The sequence below is a fragment of the Lentzea sp. NPDC020367 genome (genome assembly GCF_044387305.1).
Lineage (GTDB): Bacteria > Actinomycetota > Actinomycetes > Mycobacteriales > Pseudonocardiaceae > Lentzea.
Genome location: NZ_JBIRVV010000002.1, coordinates 395,483 through 413,332, shown reverse-complemented (window position 1 = coordinate 413,332; position 17,850 = coordinate 395,483). Strand labels below are relative to the sequence as shown.

Genomic DNA, 17,850 nt, shown 5'->3' with positions numbered 1-17,850 from the left:
GCCGAACTGTGGAAAACTGCCGTTCATGACGTCCGTTCCCGACCGGATCGCCGCCGAGCTGGAGAAGGAGATCCTCGAGCAGCGGCTGGACTCCGGCGCGCGCTACGCGTTGCGCACGGAGCTGATCGAGCGGTACGGCGTCAGCGCCAACGCGATGAACGAGGCACTGCGCATCCTGCGGGAGCGCGGAGTCGTCGTCGTGAAGCCCGGTGTCCAAGGTGGAGTGTTCATCGCCCAGCCGCCGCCCCAGGTCCGGCTGGGCGTGATCGACCTGTGGTTCCGCGGGCTGCTGGTGGACGCCGTGGACCTGTTCGAGGCGCGTTCCCTGCTGGAGGACGGCTTCGCGGAGGTGGCGGCCGAGCGGGCGACCCCGGAGGACGCCCGCGATCTGGGCTGGGCGCTGGAGGAACTGCGCGACCGGCGTGACGACCCGCGGCTCTACCTCGAGGCCAACATGCGGCTGCACGCCGTGATCGCCCGCGCCGCCCGCGTTCCGGTGCTGGCGGCCATGTACGAGTCGATCGTGACGCTGCTGCGCGGCGCGCTGGTGCGGGCCGAGTTCGCGGTGGCCGATCCGAGCGAGGCGCTGGACCACAACATCGAGGTGCACGCCCGGCTGATCAAGGCGATCACCTCGGGTGACCGCGAGCTGCTCGCCGCCGCGATCATCGACCACCGCACGGATCTGGTGCGGCTCACCGAGCCGTCGCGCTCACCCGGTCGGCCAGGAAGTCCTCCAGCAGCGCGGTGAACCGCTCCGCCTGTTCGATCTGGACCCAGTGTCCACAGCGCGCGAACACGTGCAGCTGAGCCCTGTCGATCAGGTCGAGCAACCGCAGTGAGGTGGCCAGCGGGATCACGCGGTCGTCGCGTCCGTGCACGATCAACGTCTCGTGCGGCAGCGCCGAGATGACGTCGTCGGCCAGCGCGAGCGCGTCGACACCGCTTTGCCGTGGTTCGGGGAACATGCTGGCGAACGCCTCGTGCACGCCGGGCCGGGTGGCCGCGTCGAGGCGCAGCCGGGCGAGGTCGTCGCGCACGGCGGAACCGTCGAAGGTGAACACCCGCAGGAGATCGCGCATCGCCTCCAGCGACGGCTCGAACCCCCACACGGCGTCGAGTCCGGGCGTGAGCTCGAAGGGCACGCCGACGCTGCCCATCAGCACCAGCCGGTCGACCCGTTCGGGAGCCACGTCCGCCAGGCGCAGTGCCAGCGCGCCGCCGAAGCTGTTGCCCACCACCGACACCTTCGGCACGTCCAGCGCGTCCAGGAAGCCGAGCAGGTGGTCGAGCCACACCTGCGGGCCGTAGGCGAGGTGCGCCGGCCGTGTCGTGTAGCCGAAGCCGACGACGTCCGGCGCGAGGACCCGGTGCCGTTCGGACAGGCGGGGCAGCACGGTTCGCCAGTTCGCCCAGGCCGAGACGCCGGGACCGGAGCCGTGGATCAGCAGCACGGGCGGCCCGTCGCCGAGGTCGTGGTAGTTCGTCGCGACGCCGCCGACGTCGACGCTCCGGCCGATCTCCTCGTTGGTCTCACGCATGGCCGGATAGTTGCACAACTTTCAGGAACAATCTAGCTCGTTCAAACTTGAACTAGCGCTCGGAGTGCGCCTATGCTGCTGACGAGCTGGAAACATTGTGGAAGTTTCCGAAACTTTGCCGGAAGGCCGGTCATGCCCGTCGTCACGGTGGTTCCCCAGGACGTCCAGGTGCGGGCGCGGGCGGGCGAGTCGGTGGTCGACGCGCTGCGCCGGCACGGCTGGCGCAGTCCGTACCGGTGCCGGCGCGGTGGCTGCGGCGCGTGCCGCGCCCGGCTGCTCTCCGGACGGATCCGCTACCCGGTGCCGGTGGCCGAGTCCGTGCTCGGCGCGGCGGAGCAGGCGGCCGGACAGTGCCTGCCCTGCCGCGCAGTTCCGGTCACCGACGTCGTGCTCGACATCGGCGCGCAGCCGCTCCGCGCGGTGCTGGCCAGCGCACCCTCTCCCGATCCCCGCCCGCAGGAAGGACTGTGACCATGGCGGTCATCAGACTCGGCTACGTGCACGTTCGTGTCACCGACCTCGCCCAGGCCCGGCAGCACTACCAGGAGACGCTCGGCATGGACGCCGTCCACGAGGAGGACGGCAGGGTCTACCTCAAGTCGTGGGACGAGGACGACCACCACTCGGTCGTGCTCGAGGAGGGCGGCGTCGGGCTGGTCAAGTTCGGTTACAAGGTCACCGCCGACGGCACGCTGGACGCGATCGAGTCGAAGGCGCGGTCGTTCGGCGCCACCTGCGAGCGGATGTCCAAGGGGGACAACGTGGGCGTGGGTGACGGGCTGCGCGTCACGCTGCCGTCCGAGCACGTGCTGGAGCTCTACTCCGACGTCGACTACCTGGGCACGAGGGTCGGCAAGCTCAACCCCGACCCGTGGCCCCGCGACCTGCGCGGCATCGGCGTGCCCCGGATCAACCACGCCCTGATCACCACCGAGGACCCGGCCCTGCTGGAGCGGTTCTTCACCGACGTGCTGGCCTTCCGGCCGTCCGAACGGCTGGTCGCGAGCCACGAGGACTCCGACCTCGTCGGCTCGTGGATGTCCTGCGGTGACCAGCCGCACGACATCGCGTTCGTCAAGGGCGCCAACGGAAAGCTCCACCACTTCGCCTACGAGATCGACGACTGGAGCGCGTTGCTGCGGGCAGGCGACGTCATGTCGATGGACGACGTGCCGATCGACTTCGGTCCCGCCCGCCACGGCATCACCCGCGGCGGCACCATCTACTTCTTCGACCCGTCCGGCAACCGCAACGAGGTCTTCTCCGGCGGCTACCGCACCGGCCCGGACTTCCGTCCCATCACCTGGACGATGGACCAGGCCGCGCGCGGCATCAACTACACCCACCGGGAGATCGACCAGGAGTTCCTCCAGGTCGTCACCTGACGTCAGTGCCGGCCGGCTCCGCTGTCCGCCAGCACGCGCACGGCCTCGTCGACCGCCGCGCACCGTGCGCGGCGCACGGCCTCCGCCACCGGCCGCAGCGCCTCGGTGCGCGCGGTCATCGCCGACGCCGACATCGCGCCGCCGGGGGAGTCGGAGCTCGCCACGGACACGATCGCGGCCACCTCGGCGGCCCGTTGCAGCACCCGCAGCGAGCGGGGCGGCATCGCGTCCGGCCACGGCAGCTTGGAGTTCTCCGCCGAGAGGTCGGTGATCTCCTTGCGGACGTTCGGGCGGTGCTTGGCCACGTCGAGCGACGCCAGGGCCGCCGTCGCCTCGCGCAGCGCCGCGCCCAGGCCGTGCTCGGCCTCACCGATCGGGATGTGCTCCAGGCCGTTGGACGACGGCAGGTCGAACACCGTCCAGCGCATCACGCCGTCCGCCACGATCTTCGGCACGAGCCCGATGTGCACGGACGGCACCACGAGAGCCTCGCCGGACCGCAGCGCGCACGTCGAGAGCTGGCCTTTGCCTCCCAGGCCTCGTACGTCGCCCGGTACTGGCAGCACCAGCCGGGCGGAGGTCGCGCCCGCGCGCCGCAGGGCGGCCAGCAGCAGAGCGGGCCCCACGGGGGCCTCGTCGGGACCGGGGAGGTCGAGCGCCGTGGCGGTGCCGTCGTCGTCGGCCACCACCTCGTGCTGCTCGGCCCACATGTGCAGGGCGTCGAGGACGTCGTCGGCGGCGGCTAGACCGTGCAGCCATCCCGACGTCCACACGACCAGCGTGGCACTTGCACAGGACACCCGACGAGATTACGTGGCCCTGCCCCGCCAGCCCCACCCGGTGTGCCCGATCCGAGACGACTATTTGGCCGGACCGATGTGCTTTTCGAGGAGAGTGCGGAACGACGCCGTGTCCTCATCGGACGCGAAAGCCCGGTGCGGCACGGAAAGCGACGCCGCGCCCTCGTCGAGCGTCTCCAGCACGAAGCCCTGCCGCGTCTCGGTCCAGCCCGGCAGCTCCTGCCAGACGATCTCCTCGCGCACCGCGTTGCCCACGGCCATCCGGAACGACTGCTCGTCGGCGCTGCCGACCACGGTCCGGCTGATCATCTCGTCGGACGTGAAGCGCCACCACACCGCGACCGGCTCCATGAACCCGATGACCAGCGCGCACACCAGGCCGAAGAGCGCCACGAAGAGCGCGTCGTCGAAGCCGAACAGCAGCACCAGCGAGACCACCGCGAGCACGAGCGCGAACCACGGCGCCCATCTGAACATCGGCACCATCGCGCGCAGGCTGGCCCGCCAGTCCGCCGGTGAAGGGGCCCATTTGAAATCAACGCTGTCACTCATGTCGCCCCGCATTCTGGCGCACGGGCCCCGCCCGCGCCTGGAGTTGCTCCACATCGACGGGTCCCGATTCGGTGCGTAGCGTCGTCTGCGTGACCCAGAACCTGGCCCGCACGGCGGGCGAACTGCGCGCCGCCGGGCACCTGCCGCGCGGCGTCAAGACCGAGATCAGGGAGAACCTCCTCGCGGCCCTGCGCGAAGGACGCAATCCGTGGCCCGGCATCGTCGGTTTCGACCGCACGGTGCTCCCTCAGCTCGAACGCGCTCTCCTGGCCGGCCACGACGTCGTCCTGCTCGGCGAACGCGGGCAGGGCAAGACCCGCCTGCTGCGCACCATCGTGTCGTTGCTCGACGAGTGGACGCCCGTCATCGAGGGCTCCGAGCTGGGCGAACACCCGCTCGACCCGATCACGCCCGAGTCGAAGAGGCGGGCCGCCGAGCTCGGCGACGACCTGCCGGTGGTGTGGCGGCACCGCGACGAGCGCTACGCGGAGAAGCTCGCGACGCCCGACACGTCCGTGGGCGACCTGGTCGGCGACGTCGACCCGGTGAAGGTCGCCGAAGGCCGTTCGCTCGGCGACCCGGAGACGATCCACTACGGCATGCTCCCGCGCGCCCACCGCGGCATCATCGCCATCAACGAACTGCCCGACCTGGCAGAACGCATCCAGGTCTCGCTGCTCAACGTCATGGAGGAGCGCGACATCCAGGTCCGCGGCTACACGCTGCGGCTGCCGCTGGACGTGCTGCTCGTGGCGACCGCGAACCCCGAGGACTACACGAACCGCGGCCGCATCATCACGCCTCTGAAGGACCGCTTCGGCGCCGAGGTCCGCACGCACTACCCGTTGGAGATCGACGCCGAGGTCGACCTGGTCCGCCAGGAAGCCGATCTCGTCGCCGAGGTGGGAGACCACCTGCTGGAGATCATCGCCCGGTTCGTCCGCCACCTGCGCGAGTCGTCGTCGATCGACCAGCGCTCGGGCGTCTCGGCCCGGTTCGCGGTCGCGGCGGCGGAGACCGTCGCGGCGTCGGCACTGCGCCGGTCCGCGCTGATCGGCGAGACCCCGGCCATCGCCCGCCCGGTCGACCTCGAGTCGGTGCCGGACGTGCTGCGCGGCAAGCTCGAGTTCGAGGCGGGGGAGGAGGGCCGTGAGGACGAGGTCCTCATCCACCTGCTGCGCCGCTCGATCGCCGACACGGCTCGTGCCCGGCTGGCCGGCCTGAACCTGCGCGCGCTGGCCGAGGTCGTCTCGGACGGCCACCCCGTCGCGACCGGCGACCGGGTGCACGCGGGCGACCTGCTGGCGGCGTTGCCGGAGCTCCCGATCCTGCACGAGGTGGCGGCCCGCATGGGCGCGGGCCCGAAGGACCCCGTCGGCCGCATCGCCTCCGCCGTGGAACTGGCCCTGGAGTCGCTGTACCTGACCCGCCACCTGTCGAAGGACAACTCCTCCGACGACGACCGATCGGTGTACGGATGAGATACCGCTACGGACGCTGGGGCGGCGGCGCCGATCCGCTGGCGCCCCCGGTGGACCTCCGCGCGGCCGTGGACGAGCTCGGCCGCGAGATCATGGAGGGCGCCTCGCCGCAGTCCGCCCTGCGCGAACTGCTGCGCCGCGGCGTCGACGGCACCCGCGGCCTCGACGACCTGACCTCGCGCCTGTGGCAGCGCCGTGCGTCGATCCAGCGCCGGCACCGCCTGGACGGCACGCTGACCGAGGTCAGGCAGTTGCTGGACAAGGCGGTCGAGGCCGAGCGCCGCGCGCTGTTCCCGGACCCGTCCGACGACGCGCGCTTCCGCGAGGCCCAGCTCGACGCACTGCCACCGGGCACCGCCGCGGCCGTGCAGGAGCTGTCCTCCTACGACTGGCGTTCGCAGGAGGCCCGCGAGGCGTTCGAGCAGATCCGCGACCTGCTCGGCCGTGAACTGCTGGACCAGCGCTTCCAGGGCATCAAGGAAGCCATGTCCAACGTGGACGCCGAGGACGTCAAGCGCATCCAGCGCATGCTTCGCGACCTCAACTCGTTGCTGGAGGCGCACGCCTCCGGCTCCCCGGACACGCCGCGCATGTTCGACGACTTCATGCGCAAGCACGGCGAGTTCTTCCCGGAGCAGCCCCGCAACGTCGACGAGCTCATCGACGCGCTGGCCGCCCGTTCGGCGGCCGCGCAACGCATGATGAACTCGATGACCGACGCCCAGCGGGCCGAGCTGTCCGCGTTGTCCCAGCAGGCCTTCGGTGGTATCGGCTCCTCTCTGTCCACTCTGGACTCGTTGTTGCAACGCCTGCGCCCCGGCGAGGACTGGACGTCGTCGGCCCGCTTCCGCGGCCAGGACCCGCTGGGCCTGGGCGAGGGCGCGCAGGCCATGGCGGACCTGGCCGAACTCGACGCCCTGGCCGAACAGCTCTCCCAGTCGTATCCGGGCGCACGCCTGGAGGACATCGACCTCGAAGCCCTGGAACGCCAGCTCGGCGAGTCGGCCTCGGTCGACGCCCGTCGCCTGGCGGAGCTCGAAAAGGCGCTGCGCCAGCAGAACATCGTGGAACGCGCCCCGGACGGCTCGCTGCGCCTGACGCCCAAAGCGTTGCGGCGCCTGGGCGAAACGGCACTGCGCGGCGTCGTCGACCAGCTCCGCTCGTCGCAGGGTTCGCGCGAGACCACGTCCGCCGGCGCCGCGGGCGAACTGATCGGCTCGACCAGGCCGTGGCAGTTCGGCGACACCGAACCCTGGGACGTGCCACGAACCCTGCGCAACTCCGTGCTGCGCTCCGGCTCGATGTCCCTCGACGTCGTGGACCTGGAAGTGTCCGAGACCGAACACCGCACCCGTGCGGCCGTCGCTCTGTGCGTGGACACCTCCTGGTCGATGGTGCAGGACGGCCGTTGGGTGCCGATGAAACGCACGGCCCTCGCCCTGCATCACCTCGTGCGCACCCGTTTCCGGACGGACGCTCTGCAACTGGTGACCTTCGGGCGTTACGCCGAGGCCGTGGACATCGGTCAGCTGACCGCGCTGGAAGGCGTGTGGGAGCAGGGCACGAACCTGCACCACGCCCTGTTGCTGGCAGGACGCCACGTGCGCCGGCATCCCGACGCACAGCCCGTGGTGCTGGTCGTGACCGATGGCGAGCCCACGGCCCACCTGGAGCCCGAGGGGGACGCGGAGTTCAACTACCCGCCGCTGCCCCGGACCCTGGCCAAGACCCTGAACGAGGTCGACGCACTGGCTCGGCTCGGCGCGACGATCTCCGTGTTCAAGCTGGGCGACGACCCTCGGCTGGCCGCCTTCGTCGACATCGTGGCCCGCCGTGGTGGCGGGCGCGTGGTGTCGGCGGACGAGGAAGGGCTCGGGGCCGCCGTGGTCAGCGACTACCTGAGGTCTCGGCGCCGGCGTCGTTGATGGTGCGTCGGTTCCTCCTTGCCGTTGTGCTCAGCGGTGTGCCTTCGACCGTGCACGCTCTGGTGGCGGGTGACGACCTGTTGCGCGCCACCAGAGCCGCCGGGTCGTTGGTCGGCGGTGGGGTTCGGTCCGGCGTTGTGGTGCACCTTGCCGTGTCTGCGTTCTGGACGTTCGTGCTGACACGGCTTCGGGTGCGCGGTGTGGTCGGTGGGGCGGCGGCCGGGTTGGTGATCGCCGCCCTCGACCTGGAGATCATCGGGCGCCGCAACGCGCAGATCCGTGCGCTGCCCAAGGTGCCGCAGTGGCTGGATCACGTGGCGTTCGGCGTCCTCATCGCCCGATCAGCTCAGGTGGACGGCCGCGAGGCGGGGTAAGCGTTGGCGCATCTCGGTCCCGTCCTCGAAGTCGAAGTCCCAGGACGGGTCCAGGGCTGGGCGGTTGCCGGGTTCCCAGGCCGCGTCGGGGAGGTCTTCGCCGGTGGCGGCCTCGTGGGCCTGCTGCGCGAGGGAGAGGGTGTTCTCGCAGGTGCCGATCCTGCCGGTGAGGTCAGGGGTCAGCGTGAGGCCGGCCAGGGAGTCCGGGTCGGCCACGGCGGCCTCGAACACCTGCCTTCCCCTGGTCAGGAGCCAACCGCGGAAGTAGTCGAAGCCGTCGTCGGAACACCCGCCGCGGATCAGGAACGCCGCCGCCCACAGCGGGGCGACGTAGGAGGCGTCCATCAGCCGCCACAGCGCCTGGTGGGTCGCCACGATCTCGGCCGGCGGCCGGGTGGCGAGCAGCGCGGCAGCCTTCGCGGCCACCTCGCAGCACGTCGTGGTGCCGGCCCGGGCCGACTCGATCAGGCTCCAGAAGGCGTCGGTCACGACTCGTAGAGCGCGGCGAGGCGGGGTAAGCGGACGGCGAGCTCGGCGCTGTCGTCGAAGTCGAAGTCCCAGTCCGGGTCGAGATCGGGGTAGCTGATCCGGAAGGCGTCCTGCGGCAACTGCATCCCGGTGGCCTTGATGTGGGCGTTCCAGGCGATGGACAGGGCCGACTCGCACTCGAACTCCATGCCGGACTCGGCGGCCTCCACGACCGCGGGCAGGGAGGCCAGCGAGTCGGGCGAGGCCACGACGGCGGTGTAGGTCTCCTCGCCCTGGGTGAGGAGCCAGCCGCGGAAGTAGTCGAAGCCGTCGTCCGAGCAGCCGCCGTTGATCAGGTAGGCCGCCGCCCACAGCGGGTTCTGGTACGAGACGGCCAGCAGATCCCACAGGACCTGCTGCGCCGCCACGATCTCGGCGGGCGGACGGGCTGCCAGCAGGGCGGAGGCGGCCGCGGCCACCTCCTCGCCGTCGGACGGGTCGGAGACGCTCGCACGGGCGTCGGCGATGAGCTTCCAGAAGGTGTTCTGATCCACGTCTAGAAGCTTGGCAGAGGGGTCTGACAATTTTTGGCGCCTGACTTACGAGCCGGAACGTTCTAGGTTGAGACACATGATCAGGAACCTGTTTCGTTCGCTCGAGGCCGTCCACGGAATGATCTACTTCGCCCCCGAGGCGGACTCCCGGTACGCGAGCGTCGGGCTCGACCGGCCCGGCGGGTACTTCGCGTCACGGGCGGCGGCGCTGGGGGCGGTCGGGGCCGAGATCGTGATCGCGACCTTCTACAACTTCAACCCCGAGATCGTGCGGGCGCGCATTCCCCAGGCGTGGGAGAAGGTCACGCCGGAGCGCATGCTCGAACTGCGCTGGGAGGCGGCGGACGAGGCTCTCGCGAAGGCCCTGCCCGATGATCTGAAGGAGATCACCGAGCTGGCGAAGCGCGCTGCCGAACGGTCGAAGGAGATGCTGAGCGGCCGCACGTTGTTCGCCGCGCACGCGCGCCTGCCGTGGCCGGACGAGCCCCGCCTGCAGCTGTTCCACGCCCAGACGTTGCTGCGCGAGTTCCGCGGCGACGGGCATCTCGCGGCTCTGCTGCGGCACAACATCTCCGGCATCGAGGCGTTGGTGCTGCACGTCGCGACGGGTGACTACCCGGCCGACGTGTTGCGCAAGACGCGTGCGTGGTCGGAGGAGCAGTGGGCGGCGACGGTGGAAGACCTGCAGAAGCGCGGGCTGGTGAACCAAGACCAGCTGCTCACCGAGCAGGGGCGCGAGCTGCGGCAGGGCATCGAGGACGACACGGACCGCATGGCCGCGCCGGCCTACGACGTCCTCTCCGACCAGGAGAAGCAGCGGTTCGTCGAACTGGCCGCGCCGCTCAGCAAGGCCGTGGTCGAAGCCGGGATGGTCCCCGGACGCCGCTAGTCGGTCCCGTCGCGGTCAGTGGACGCGAGCGCCTTCTCGGTGGCCTCGTCCTTCCCGGCACGATGCTTTCCGGGATGGGTCAGCGAGAAGTGCGCCTCGTCCCGCATCCGTTCGACCATGTGCGGGTAGTGCAGCTCGAACGCCGGACGCTCCGAACGGATCCGCGGCAGCTCCTTGAAGTTGTGCCGCGGCGGGGGTGACGTCGTGGCCCACTCCAGCGAGTTGCCGTAGCCCCACGGGTCGTCCTGCGGTGCCGGGTCGCCGTAGCGGTAGGAGCGGAAGACGTTCCACACGAACGGAAGCACGGACGCGCCGAGCAGGAACGAGCTGATCGTCGAGATCATGTTCAGCGTCGTGAAGCCGTCGGAGGCGAGGTAGTCGGCGTAGCGGCGCGGCATGCCCTCGTTGCCCAGCCAGTGCTGGACGAGGAACGTGCCGTGGAACCCGAGGAACGTCGTCCAGAAGTGCAGCTTGCCCAACGGCTCGTTGAGCATCCGCCCGGTCATCTTCGGGAACCAGAAGTAGATGCCCGCGTACGTGGCGAACACGATCGTGCCGAACAGCACGTAGTGGAAGTGCGCCACCACGAAGTACGTGTCGGACACGTGGAAGTCGACGGCGGGCGAGGCGAGCAGGATGCCCGTCAGGCCACCGAACAGGAACGTGACGAGGAAGCCGATCGAGAACAGCATCGGCGTCTCGAACGTCAGCTGCCCCTTCCACATCGTGCCGATCCAGTTGAAGAACTTGATGCCCGTGGGCACCGCGATGAGGAACGTCATCAGCGCGAAGAACGGCAGCAGCACCGCACCCGTGGCGTACATGTGGTGCGCCCACACGGCCACGGACAGCATCGCGATCGCCAGCGTCGCGAACACCAAACCCTTGTAGCCGAACAACGGTTTGCGGCTGAACACGGGGAAGACCTCGGTCACGATCCCGAAGAACGGCAACGCGACGATGTACACCTCGGGGTGGCCGAAGAACCAGAACAGGTGCTGCCACAGGATCACGCCACCGTTGGCCGGGTCGAACACGTGCGCCCCGAGGTGCCGGTCCGCCGCCAGGCCCATCAGCGCCGCGGTCAGGATCGGGAACGCGAGCAGGATCAGCACGGACGTCACCAGGATGTTCCAGGTGAACACCGGCATGCGGAACATCGTCATGCCCGGCGCCCGCAGGCACACCACGGTCGTCGTCATGTTGACCGCGCCGAGGATCGTGCCCAGACCGGAGATCGCCAGACCCATGATCCACAGGTCCGCGCCGATGCCCGGCGAGTGCACGGCCGACGACAGCGGTGTGTACGCGAACCAGCCGAAGTCCGCCGCGCCACCGGGCGTCAGGAACCCCGAGACGGTGATGATGGCGCCGAACAGGTAGAGCCAGTACGAGAAGGCGTTGAGGCGTGGGAACGCGACGTCCGGCGAGCCGATCTGCAGCGGCAGGATGTAGTTCGCGAACCCGAACAGGATCGGCGTCGCGTAGAGCAGCAGCATGATCGTGCCGTGCATGGTGAACAGCTGGTTGTACTGCTCGTTCGACAGGAACTGCAGACCCGGCCGCCCCAGTTCGGCGCGCATCAGCAGCGCCATCACGCCGCCGATCATGAAGAACGCGAACGACGTGGTCAGGTACATGATCCCGATCTGCTTGGGATCTGTCGTCTTGAACAACGAGAGGAAGTACGAACCCTTCGGCCGTGCACGCGCCGCCCCCGGATGGGGCACCACAGGCGTGGGCTTGATCGTGGTCATCGCGCCTCCTCCGTGCCAGACGTGAATCGTCCTCCCGGTCAGACCGGGGGGCAATCCATGACGAGCACCGCACTGGTCACCGGGACCACCGGAGCACCTACCGAAATGCCGCTGACCTGCACGTAGTAGGCGCCGGGGACCAATTCATCGAATTTGATCGTCATCCTCTCGGAGATCGCCGGACTGCGCGATTCGACCTGTTTGCCGTTCTCGTCGAGCAACGCCACCTTCACCGCCCGCGCCGCCGTGTCCTTCAGCTCGACGGTGACCTCCAGGTCCTCCCCGGTCAGCACGAGGTCGGGCACGGTGAGCTGGGGCTCCGTCGCCGTCACGTTGCGCGGGACGACGGCCTTCGCGGTCAGGAACGACTCCACCGCGTCCAGTACGGCGGCGTTGTCCTGCAACGACGTGTGCTGCTCCGTCACGCGGTGCAGCGTGTTCGACGACAACGCCAACCCACGCCGTGCGCCGCCGACCATGGGCACGGTCGCATCCCCGTACAGGTCCTCGCCCTCGTACGTCCGCAAGCAGGTGACTTTGCCGTCGGCGATCCGAGCAGTGGTGGCCGTCGGCTGCTTACCGCCGAGGATCGCGTACGTCTGATCAGCGAAAGAGTCGGTCAACGCGCCGTGGAACGCCATCGCGTCCTCGACCATCTTCGTGTCGAGCTCGGGCAACGAGGTCTCAGTGGTCTTGAGCAGGCCACCAGGCGACTCGATGCACGCGTACTCGGGCAACAGCTGGTGCAGCGACGGCATCGACCGCGCGAACTCCGTCAGGTCGATCGCCAACGGCCCGAGCCCCTTGCGCACGCCGTTGACCAGCTGGTCCAACGCGGCCGCGGCTCCGCGATACGGCGTGCCCATCGTGATCAGCTTCGCCGTGCGCTCGGCCATCCCGCACTGCTCGATGCACCACCGCGCGACCAGCCCGCCCATCGAGTGGCACACGAAGCTGACCTTGGCGTCCGGCCCGATCCGGTCCAGCGCCTCGTCCACCCGCCGGGCGAGCAACGCGCCGTTGTAGCGGTTCGACAGCCGCCAGTCGTAGGCGAAGAGCAGCAGATTGCCCTTCTCGACGGTGTAGCCGAGCGAGTTCATCCTGCGCGTCACCCGGTCGTAGCCCTTCAACGGCGTCCAGATGCCCGGGATGACGTGCAGGTCCGACATCAGCGCGACGGGCTCGACCCCGTCCTGGGGGTGCTCGTCGCCGATGCCGGCGGGCAGCTTCAACCTCCCCAGGCTGCGGCCCAGCGTCAGCACCGCGCGCAACGCGGCCCTGCCGGACACCTCCCAGACCATGCCGTCCGCGTTGCGCAGCGTGCTGCCGAGAATGCCGGGCAGGACCACCACCAGATCGGTCATCTAGGACTCCTCTGCGAGCTTGCGGATGAGGGAGAGCAACGCGAGGTTCGCGGGCACCAGGTAGGTCAGCTCATGGATCCAGACCAGACGCTGGTCCGGCGCGGGCAACGCCAGACGTTCGTCACCGGCCCGAGCGCGCGCGACCGCCTTGTACAGCGCCGCCAAGGCGTGCGGCTCCAATGCCGTCACGGCCTGGCTCAAGGCCTGCGGTGAAGCACCGGTGGCGAGCCCACGCAGGATGTCGGTCACGCGCGAAGGGTCCTCCACGGCGTCCAGCACGAGATCGAGCACATCGGCGTCCTCGTCGGCCAGCAGCAGCAACGCGTGCACGGGCCGGTTGTCGCGGACGTTCTTCAGCACTTCCTTGTCCAGCAACTCCTCCCGTCGCGTGGCGAGGAGTTCGCGACGGCGTGCGGGCGTGGCGTCCATGAACTCGTCCGCGAGACTCGCGAGCAGCCACGGCCGATAGGCGAGTGCGACGCCCTGCTGCTGCGCGGTCGTGCGGCGGGACTGGATGACCTGCGCCTCGATCAGGCTCGTGCCGTACAACGCCTCCGTGACGGCGACGTCCGCGTCGGTCGACAACAACTCGGGGTGTGCGACCAGGAGCGCGCGCTCCTCGGCGTACGAGCGCGCGAACACCCACAAGCGTGCGGTCTTGAGCAACGCACGGTCGACCGTCAGCCAGTCCGGCGTGGAGTCCCACGGCCACGGACCCGAGTCGTAGTGACGGCGTGCGATGTCGTGCACGTCGTGGATCGCCTGCCGTGACTGGCCGACGTGCGTGAGCGCCTGGCACAGCCACTTCGCCGCCGCCGGATCACCGGCCTTCGTCGCGGCCGCCCGCAGCATCAGCAGCGTGGCGAGGTGCGGGCCGTTGAACCGCGCGGTCACCCGTTCCCAGGTCTCCTCGACGATCTCGGGCTGCTTGAGTCCCGCGCAGATCGTGTCGAGCGTGAACAACGCGGCGGACAGCGTCGAGAGCCGGTCGACGTTCTCCGGCAGCAGGCAGACCTCGACGGTCCGCAGCCCGGTGGCCAGCGCCTCCCTGGGCTTGTCCGCGTCCCGCTGGCGGCGCATCAGGTTGTGCAGCGCCTGGGCGTGGATGCGCGAGCCCTCGGCGAGGTCGGCGGCCTGCCGGGCGGCGTTGAGGGCCGCGTCCGTGCGGTCGACCATGCTGTAGGCGACGCTCAGGCTCAGCGCCGCGTCCGCGAGCTGGGGACGGAACGCGGCGTGCCGGCCGAGCGTGCCGCTGATCTCCGCGGCCTGCCGGGTCATGCTGTCGGAGTCGGACAGCCTGCCCAGCGCCAGGTAGTCGCGGCTCAGTTCCACCAACGCGCTGACCAGGTCCGCGAGGAACACCGGGTTCGTCTGCGCGAGCGAGTAGTACAGCTCGACGGCCTGCTTCGACCGTTGCATGGCCTCATAACGCAGGCCCGAGTCGCTGCATCGGGCGGCAAGACACGTCACCGCGCGCGCAAGCGGTGCATCGGTTTCGACGGCCGCGACGGCGTCACGTGCCGTGGACAGCGCCTCTTGCCGACGGCCGAGCATCGCGTATACCTCGCTCAGGTCCACCAACGCGCCGCTGAGGTGCGCCGCGTACGTCGGGTTGTCGCCGCCGTGCGTCGTCGTCTTCGCGATGCGTTGCGCGAGCCGTTTGTGCGTAAGGCTTTCTGCCGTCGTCGGTGTCGACGCCACCAGCTCGCGGTAGCGCACGGCGGCCTCTTCGGCGGGCGCCACGGCCTGTTGCAGGCGTCCGGCGTCGCGGAACCGCCGGCCGAGCTTGTTCAGCACGAAAGCCAAGTCCGCCAAGTACATCCGCAGTGTCGGCACGAGTGCGCGGAAGTGTTCGGCTGCTTCCTCCAACGGCGCGATGGCCTCGTCGCCGCGACCCCAGTGCATCAGCTCGTTAGCCGACGTCGTGGCCGCGAGTGCGATGTCCGGCAACAACATCCGGTTCATCCCCGCGAGGTCGCGCAGCCCGTCCAACGCCTGCGTGCCTGCGTGCCCGCAGTGCCGCCACGCGTACTTCCACAGGTAACCCGGCACGTTCGGCGGCACGCCGGCCTCCAGGCGCTGCCGGTAGAGCCGGATCAACGCGCAGGCCACCTTCTCCGCGCCCGGTGCGAACACCACCTCCCGGCTCGGCGCGAACTGCGGCCGCAGGTGGTCCGCGAACGTCTGGTGCGTCAGCTTGAAGACGGCCGTGCCCTCCTCGCCGTCCTGCACGACGTGGCGGCCCAGCTCGGTGAGCACGGCGGTGATGTCGTCACGGGTGAACTCCTCGCCGGACAACGCCTGCGCGACCGCCATCCACTCGGCCTCGGGGAACCCCGCGCCGTAGCTCCACGTCAACGCGGTCAGCAGCGCACGAGCTGAGGGCACCTTCGCGAGTTCACGGTCGAACGCCGCCTCCAGCGAGAACCGGAGATCGCCACCGCCGTCGGCCAGCACCTGGTCGGTGATCATCCACGCGGTCAGGAACGGCAGCTTCGCCAGCTCGTCCACAGTGGACTGCGGAGCGCCGGGTCCCAGACGTGCCAGGACGTACTCGCGCACGTCGGCCTCGCTGCCCGCCTCGTCGAGGTCGAGCACCTCGACCGGCGACAGCTCGGTCAGCAGGGGAGCGCCACCCGCGACCCGGTGCGCCTGCCGCGTCGAGACGATCACGACGGCGTAGGCAGCGAGCTTGGTCAGCAGCGAGGTGGCGATCGAGAACGACTCGCCGCGCGCCTCGTCCAGGCCGTCGACCACCAGCACCGGCGGTTCGGTCAACGCGCTGACCACGCCCACCAGTTCGGCGGCGCCCCGGCGCGGGCCGTCGGGTGCGGGGACCAGGCCCGCGGCGACGAGCTGGCGGCTGAGCAGGTCGGCGACGCGGTCGGCGTCCATCGCGCGGGCGTGCACGGCCGCGTCGACCGACTCGGGACCGGGGTCGGCGTGCCGGAACGACGGCCCGGCGGACAGCAGGCGGTCGCGCTCGGCCGAGTTGGACAGGCTGACAACTCGGCCGACGACCGCGGACTTGCCCGTGCCCGGCGACCCGGTGACCACCCGCAGACCGGCCGCCCCGGACTTCACCCAGCTCACGACCTTGTCGACCTGGGCGGTGCGGCCGGTGAACCACGACCGGTTGGTCGTGGAGTCACCACCGCGGGCCGCGAGCAGAAGGTGCTTCACGACCGTGTTCGCGGCGTAGAGAGGATTCGGCAGCATCGGCTGTGCGGACCCGTACTGCATGAAGCGCGGCCGTTGGATGTCGCTGTCCCACGCGTTCAGGAGTGCGGTACCGACCGCACCACCGTCGATCAACGCGATGCGGTCGCTCCACCGCCGTGCGTCCTCATCGGCCGTGGGACCGGCACGCAGCAGCTTGCGGAGCTTCCCGCCGAACAGGCCGTCACGGGCCGTTTCGACGCTCGAACACGCCACCAGCACGCCCGCCCAGTGCGCCTGGCCCGCCAGCAGCTCCTCCTGGACGGCCGCGACCGTGCGCACGGCCTCGTCGAGCTGGGCGCCGGCATAGCAGGCGTCGATGACGATGAGCACCTGGTGCGCGCCCGACGCGGCACACCACAGCGCGAACTCGTGCAGCATGATCCCGTCGACCACGCCGTCGTTGTCCCTGGCCAGGAGCCTGAGGTTGCCCGCGACGGGGATGGCGTGCCCGCTCCACAACGCCACCAGCGCGCCGCCGTCCTGCGGCTTGGCGCGCAGCGCCTTCATGTGCGCGCGGATCTCGGCCTCGGTCGGGTCGGCCAGCGGTTCGCCCTCGTAGCCCTTGAGCAGCGCGCGCAACTCCCGCACGTCGCTCACGGCGTGCTGCAGCGGCTGCACCAGCTCGTAGGAGCCGACGCCGATGCCGACGAACCTGCCTCTGACCCTCTCCTGCATGACTCACTACCCCCTGTCCACACGTCGTTGTGCGGCAAGGGCCGTTACTCCGGTTAACTCATTCGGCCGAATCCTTGGGCAGCTCGAGGTTCGTGTTCTTCTCCAGGAACCTCAGCAGCTCCACCGGGAACGGCAGCACCAGCGTCGAGTTCTTCTCCGCCGCCACCTCCACGATGGTCTGCAACAGCCGCAGCTGAAGCGCGCCGGGCGTCGCCTCCATGGTCCCGGCGGCCTCGGAGAGCTTCTTGGAGGCCTGCAACTCGCCGTCCGCGGTGATGATCCGGGCGCGGCGCTCGCGTTCGGCCTCGGCCTGCCGCGACATCGAGCGCTTCATGCTCTCCGGCAGCGCCACGTCCTTGATCTCGACGCGGTCGATGTCGATGCCCCACTCCAGCGCGGGTGTGTCGATCATCAGCTCCAGGCCCTGGTTGAGGCGCTCCCGGTTGGACAGCAGGTCGTCGAGCTCGCTCTTGCCGATGATCGACCTGAGCGAGGACTGCGCGACCTGCTGCATCGCGAACCGGTAGTCCTCGATGCTGACGACGGCCTTCGCGGCGTCCTGCACCTTGAAGTAGATGACGGCGTCGACGCGCACGGTGACGTTGTCGCGCGTGATGCCGTCCTGGGCCGGCACGGGGAGGGTGACGATCTGCAGGTTGACCTTCCGGAGTTGGTCGACCCCGGGAACCAGCATCGTCAGCCCCGGCCCGCGCACGCCCTCCTGGAGCTTGCCGAACCGGAACACCAGTCCCTGTTCGAACTGCTTGATCACTCGCGCGCTCATGGCGAGGCCGAGGCCTCCGAGCGCGACGAGACCACCGAGGATTTCGAAGAAGATCATGAGACCCCGCCTTTCATCGGCG

The 17,850-nt window shown here is 69.8% G+C and carries 16 protein-coding genes; 7 read left to right on the top strand and 9 right to left on the bottom strand.

Features of this window, described 5'->3' with window-relative positions; genetic code table 11:
- Positions 1–25: 25 nt before the first annotated feature.
- Complete coding sequence (locus ACH413_RS08990; RefSeq protein ID WP_360032938.1) at positions 26–751, top strand: FCD domain-containing protein; 726 nt, start codon at positions 26–28, stop codon at positions 749–751.
- Here the strand turns inward: ACH413_RS08990 and ACH413_RS08985 are convergent.
- Positions 696–1,541: an alpha/beta fold hydrolase gene (locus ACH413_RS08985; RefSeq protein WP_360032941.1), complete on the bottom strand. Its 846-nt coding sequence runs from the start codon at positions 1,539–1,541 to the stop codon at positions 696–698. The two genes, ACH413_RS08990 and ACH413_RS08985, sit on opposite strands and share 56 nt — an antisense overlap.
- A gap of 132 nt (positions 1,542–1,673) precedes the next feature.
- On the opposite strand from ACH413_RS08985, the gene ACH413_RS08980 reads away from it, so the two are divergent.
- Positions 1,674–2,012, top strand: coding sequence for a 2Fe-2S iron-sulfur cluster-binding protein (locus ACH413_RS08980; protein ID WP_360032944.1), 339 nt, complete (start codon positions 1,674–1,676; stop codon positions 2,010–2,012).
- A gap of 2 nt (positions 2,013–2,014) precedes the next feature.
- Positions 2,015–2,926 carry a catechol 2,3-dioxygenase gene (locus ACH413_RS08975; protein WP_360032947.1) on the top strand — a complete coding sequence of 304 codons (912 nt, stop codon included), beginning with the start codon at positions 2,015–2,017 and terminating at the stop codon, positions 2,924–2,926.
- Between the two features lie 2 nt (positions 2,927–2,928).
- On the opposite strand, the gene ACH413_RS08970 is transcribed toward ACH413_RS08975, so the two are convergent.
- Together ACH413_RS08970 and ACH413_RS08965 are read right to left on the bottom strand one after the other, a co-directional pair.
- Positions 2,929–3,726 carry a hypothetical protein gene (locus tag ACH413_RS08970; protein ID WP_360032950.1) on the bottom strand — a complete coding sequence of 266 codons (798 nt, stop codon included), beginning with the start codon at positions 3,724–3,726 and terminating at the stop codon, positions 2,929–2,931.
- 60 nt (positions 3,727–3,786) lie between these two features.
- Complete coding sequence (locus ACH413_RS08965) at positions 3,787–4,212, bottom strand: YcxB family protein (RefSeq protein WP_360032953.1); 426 nt, start codon at positions 4,210–4,212, stop codon at positions 3,787–3,789.
- A 155-nt stretch (positions 4,213–4,367) separates the two neighbouring features.
- On the opposite strand from ACH413_RS08965, the gene ACH413_RS08960 reads away from it, so the two are divergent.
- The 3 genes from ACH413_RS08960 to ACH413_RS08950 are packed head-to-tail and all read left to right on the top strand — an operon-like array spanning position 4,368 to position 8,058.
- Positions 4,368–5,759, top strand: a complete 1,392-nt coding sequence (locus tag ACH413_RS08960; RefSeq protein ID WP_360032956.1) for a sigma 54-interacting transcriptional regulator — start codon at positions 4,368–4,370, stop codon at positions 5,757–5,759.
- Positions 5,756–7,684 carry a VWA domain-containing protein gene (locus tag ACH413_RS08955; RefSeq protein WP_360032958.1) on the top strand — a complete coding sequence of 643 codons (1,929 nt, stop codon included), beginning with the start codon at positions 5,756–5,758 and terminating at the stop codon, positions 7,682–7,684. Before ACH413_RS08960 ends, ACH413_RS08955 begins: the two co-directional genes overlap by 4 nt.
- Positions 7,685–7,722: 38 nt before the next feature.
- A complete protein-coding gene (locus ACH413_RS08950) occupies positions 7,723–8,058 on the top strand; it encodes a hypothetical protein (RefSeq protein WP_360032961.1) in 336 nt (111 codons plus the stop codon).
- On the opposite strand, the gene ACH413_RS08945 is transcribed toward ACH413_RS08950, so the two are convergent.
- Together ACH413_RS08945 and ACH413_RS08940 are read right to left on the bottom strand one after the other, a co-directional pair.
- Positions 8,026–8,547 carry a DUF4240 domain-containing protein gene (locus ACH413_RS08945; RefSeq protein ID WP_360032964.1) on the bottom strand — a complete coding sequence of 174 codons (522 nt, stop codon included), beginning with the start codon at positions 8,545–8,547 and terminating at the stop codon, positions 8,026–8,028. The genes ACH413_RS08950 and ACH413_RS08945 overlap by 33 nt on opposite strands.
- Positions 8,544–9,080 (bottom strand): DUF4240 domain-containing protein, encoded by a 537-nt coding sequence (locus ACH413_RS08940; protein WP_360032967.1) that lies wholly within the window; start codon positions 9,078–9,080, stop codon positions 8,544–8,546. Before ACH413_RS08940 ends, ACH413_RS08945 begins: the two co-directional genes overlap by 4 nt.
- A gap of 76 nt (positions 9,081–9,156) precedes the next feature.
- Between ACH413_RS08940 and ACH413_RS08935 the strand changes: the two genes are divergently transcribed.
- Positions 9,157–9,969 (top strand): hypothetical protein, encoded by an 813-nt coding sequence (locus tag ACH413_RS08935; protein ID WP_360032970.1) that lies wholly within the window; start codon positions 9,157–9,159, stop codon positions 9,967–9,969.
- Here ACH413_RS08935 and ctaD read toward each other — a convergent pair.
- Genes ctaD through ACH413_RS08915 form a run of 4 tightly spaced genes read right to left on the bottom strand, consistent with a single transcriptional unit; the run spans position 9,966 to position 17,828 of the window.
- Positions 9,966–11,726 carry a cytochrome c oxidase subunit I gene (ctaD, locus tag ACH413_RS08930; protein ID WP_360032973.1) on the bottom strand — a complete coding sequence of 587 codons (1,761 nt, stop codon included), beginning with the start codon at positions 11,724–11,726 and terminating at the stop codon, positions 9,966–9,968. The two genes, ACH413_RS08935 and ctaD, sit on opposite strands and share 4 nt — an antisense overlap.
- Before the next feature lie 38 nt (positions 11,727–11,764).
- On the bottom strand, positions 11,765–13,090 hold the full coding sequence (locus ACH413_RS08925) for a hypothetical protein (RefSeq protein ID WP_360032976.1): 1,326 nt from the start codon (positions 13,088–13,090) through the stop codon (positions 11,765–11,767).
- Positions 13,091–16,987, bottom strand: a complete 3,897-nt coding sequence (locus ACH413_RS08920; protein WP_360032979.1) for an AAA family ATPase — start codon at positions 16,985–16,987, stop codon at positions 13,091–13,093.
- 58 nt (positions 16,988–17,045) lie between these two features.
- Complete coding sequence (locus ACH413_RS08915; RefSeq protein ID WP_360032982.1) at positions 17,046–17,828, bottom strand: slipin family protein; 783 nt, start codon at positions 17,826–17,828, stop codon at positions 17,046–17,048.
- Positions 17,829–17,850 lie beyond the last annotated feature (22 nt).

What these genes read in the sequence shown, in the direction of transcription:
- ACH413_RS08990 (WP_360032938.1), top strand. Translation starts at nt 26, where the DNA reads ATGACGTCCGTTCCCGACCGGATCGCCGCCGAGCTGGAGAAGGAGATC.
- ACH413_RS08985 (WP_360032941.1), bottom strand. Translation starts at nt 1,541, where the DNA reads ATGCGTGAGACCAACGAGGAGATCGGCCGGAGCGTCGACGTCGGCGGC.
- ACH413_RS08980 (WP_360032944.1), top strand. Translation starts at nt 1,674, where the DNA reads ATGCCCGTCGTCACGGTGGTTCCCCAGGACGTCCAGGTGCGGGCGCGG.
- ACH413_RS08975 (WP_360032947.1), top strand. Translation starts at nt 2,015, where the DNA reads ATGGCGGTCATCAGACTCGGCTACGTGCACGTTCGTGTCACCGACCTC.
- ACH413_RS08965 (WP_360032953.1), bottom strand. Translation starts at nt 4,212, where the DNA reads ATGGTGCCGATGTTCAGATGGGCGCCGTGGTTCGCGCTCGTGCTCGCG.
- ACH413_RS08955 (WP_360032958.1), top strand. Translation starts at nt 5,756, where the DNA reads ATGAGATACCGCTACGGACGCTGGGGCGGCGGCGCCGATCCGCTGGCG.
- ACH413_RS08935 (WP_360032970.1), top strand. Translation starts at nt 9,157, where the DNA reads ATGATCAGGAACCTGTTTCGTTCGCTCGAGGCCGTCCACGGAATGATC.
- ctaD (WP_360032973.1), bottom strand. Translation starts at nt 11,726, where the DNA reads ATGACCACGATCAAGCCCACGCCTGTGGTGCCCCATCCGGGGGCGGCG.
- ACH413_RS08925 (WP_360032976.1), bottom strand. Translation starts at nt 13,090, where the DNA reads ATGACCGATCTGGTGGTGGTCCTGCCCGGCATTCTCGGCAGCACGCTG.
- ACH413_RS08920 (WP_360032979.1), bottom strand. Translation starts at nt 16,987, where the DNA reads ATGCAGGAGAGGGTCAGAGGCAGGTTCGTCGGCATCGGCGTCGGCTCC.
- ACH413_RS08915 (WP_360032982.1), bottom strand. Translation starts at nt 17,828, where the DNA reads ATGATCTTCTTCGAAATCCTCGGTGGTCTCGTCGCGCTCGGAGGCCTC.